Here is a 2,418-nt window from a genome sequence, read left to right as displayed (position 1 = left end):
CCTGGCCAGCGCGGGCGGGCCGGGCCGGCGCGTCGCCGTGATCGGGCGCGACCCCCGCGCCAGCGGCGAGATGCTGGAGGCCGCGGTGATCGCCGGGCTGACCAGCCAGGGCGTCGACGCGCTGCGGGTCGGGGTGCTGCCCACGCCGGCGGTGGCCTACCTGACCGGCGCCTACGACGCCGACTTCGGGGTGATGATCTCGGCGTCGCACAACCCGATGCCCGACAACGGCATCAAGATCTTCGGCCCGGGTGGGCGCAAGCTCGACGACGACACCGAGGACCGGATCGAGGCGCTGGTCGCTGATATCCGTGCGGAGGCCGGGCCGCGGCCGGTCGGCGCCGGGATCGGCCGCGTCATCGACGCCGAGGACGCCGACGACCGCTACCTGCGCCACCTGAGCAAGGCCAGCACGATGCGGCTGGACGGCCTGACCGTGGTGGTCGACTGCGCGCACGGCGCGGCGTCGTCCGTGGCGCCGCGCGCCTACCGCGCGGCCGGCGCGCGTGTCATCGCGATCAACGCCGAACCCAACGGCCTGAACATCAACGACAACTGCGGCTCGACGCACCTGGATTCGCTGCGTGCCGCGGTCATCGCGCACCGCGCCGACCTCGGCCTGGCTCACGACGGCGACGCCGACCGCTGCCTGGCGGTCGACGCCGACGGCGAGCTCGTCGACGGCGACGCGATCATGGTCGTGCTCGCGCTGGCCATGCGCGACGCCGGCGAGCTGGCGTCCGACACGCTGGTGGCCACCGTGATGAGCAACCTCGGGCTGCACCTGGCCATGCGTTCGGCCGGGATCACCGTGCGCACCACCGGCGTCGGCGACCGCTACGTCCTCGAGGAACTGCGCGCGGGCGACTACAGCCTGGGCGGCGAGCAGTCCGGCCACATCGTGATGCCCGCGCTGGGCTCCACCGGGGACGGCATCGTCACCGGGCTGCGGTTGATGACGCGGATGGCGCAGACCGGCTCGTCGCTGACCGAACTGGCCGCGCCGATGCAGACGCTGCCGCAGGTGCTGATCAACGTCCGGGTCGCCGACAAGGACACCGCCGCCGCGGCGCCCGCCGTGCGCACCGCGGTCGGCGACGCCGAGGCCGAACTCGGCGACACCGGCCGAATCCTGTTGCGGCCCTCCGGTACCGAACCCGTCATCCGGGTCATGGTCGAGGCGCCCGAGGCCGACGTGGCCCAGCGGGTGGCCAACCGGGTGGCCGAGGCGGTCAGCTCCGCGCGCTGAATCGGAACCCGACCGCGTCCCCCGGCGTCGGATCAAGCATGAGATTCGACAGGGGAGTACGCCCGCCCACCGTGGCCCGTACCGAGATCGACGTTTCCGCGACGCACCGCGTCGCCGACCAATTCCGCGCCGCCTCCGACATCCTCGACCGCGCCCTCGGCGACCGGCTGGGCAGGCTGGCGTTCGGCGGGGCAACCGCCGGGCGGGCGCACACCGCCCGCGGCGACGCGCTGCGCGCCGAGCTGGAGCGCCTGACGGCCGGGGTGGCGCAGTGGGCGCGCGCGTCCGCGGATATCGCCGCCGCCCTGCGGGCCAGCGCCGACCGCTACGCCGACGCCGAGCTGTATGCCGCTGCGCGGATCGCCTGAGCATGGCCGACCGGTTGGACGTCGCCGAGCGCCTCGCCGAGGGCGTGCCCGCCGTCGACCACGCGCAGAGTTACGTGCGGGCCTGCCATGCCCTGGGCTATCAGCACCCCGACCTGACGGCGCAGCCGGCGCAGCTGCGCGACTGGTACGGCACCGAAGACGGCCTCGACCTGCGCGCCCTCGATCGCGATTGCGCGGAGCTGCGGGCGGCGGGCGAGGCGGTGACCGAAGCGCTGCGGGTGCAGCGCGCCCAGGTGGCCGAGCTGGCCGCGGCCTGGACGGGGCCGGGCGGGGACGCCGCGGTGCGGTTCATGGAGCGGCACTGCGACACGGCCGCCACGGTGGCGGCCGAACTTCGCGCGGCGGCGCAACGGTGCGAATCGCTGCGCGACAACCTCTGGTACCTGGTCGACGCCAAGGTCGCGACCGCGATCGCCGTGGACGACGGCACCCAGGCGCAGCGGCCGGCCTGGCTGGCCGCCGCCGCCACGGTCATCACCGGGGTGGGGGATCGGCAAGCCGCCGAACGAGTGGTGCGCGAGCAGGTGCTGCCGTATGTGGACAACGAGATTCGCGATGACTGGCTGACCACGATGCGCTCGACGCGCGACGGTGTGGCGACCTCCTACGACATGGTCACCGAGCGGATGGCCGCCGCGCCGGCGGTGCTTTTCGACGCCCCCACCGATCTCGACCCCGGCTGCCCGCCGGTGCGCCCGGCCCCGCCCACCGCGCCGCCCGTAGCGGTCACGCCGGCGGCCGCGGCCGCGAGCCCGCCACCGGACCCCGCGCCGACCGCGA

General features: G+C 74.8%; 2 protein-coding genes and 1 pseudogene. All 3 read left to right on the top strand.

The genetic code is table 11. The features are described 5' to 3' along the window. Positions 1-1,249 (top strand): phosphoglucosamine mutase (glmM, locus tag HMPREF0591_RS29435; RefSeq protein WP_007172523.1); only part of this gene is annotated, 1,249 nt, incomplete at its 5' end. Positions 1,250-1,287: 38 nt separating this feature from the next. Then, entirely contained in the window at positions 1,288-1,617 is a 330-nt protein-coding gene (locus HMPREF0591_RS29430; protein ID WP_007172522.1) for a type VII secretion target, read from the top strand. A gap of 2 nt (positions 1,618-1,619) precedes the next feature. Further along, a pseudogene (locus HMPREF0591_RS29425) lies at positions 1,620-2,418 on the top strand (hypothetical protein); the annotation flags it as partial.

The sequence above is a fragment of the Mycobacterium parascrofulaceum ATCC BAA-614 genome, assembly GCF_000164135.1.
Taxonomy (GTDB): Bacteria; Actinomycetota; Actinomycetes; order Mycobacteriales; family Mycobacteriaceae; genus Mycobacterium; species Mycobacterium parascrofulaceum.
Note: the sequence above shows the minus strand (reverse complement) of the source record. Positions and strands in the feature narration are given on the sequence as shown.

Coding starts and splice junctions, on each gene's coding strand:
- HMPREF0591_RS29430 (WP_007172522.1), top strand. CDS start 1,288: ATGAGATTCGACAGGGGAGTACGCCCGCCCACCGTGGCCCGTACCGAG.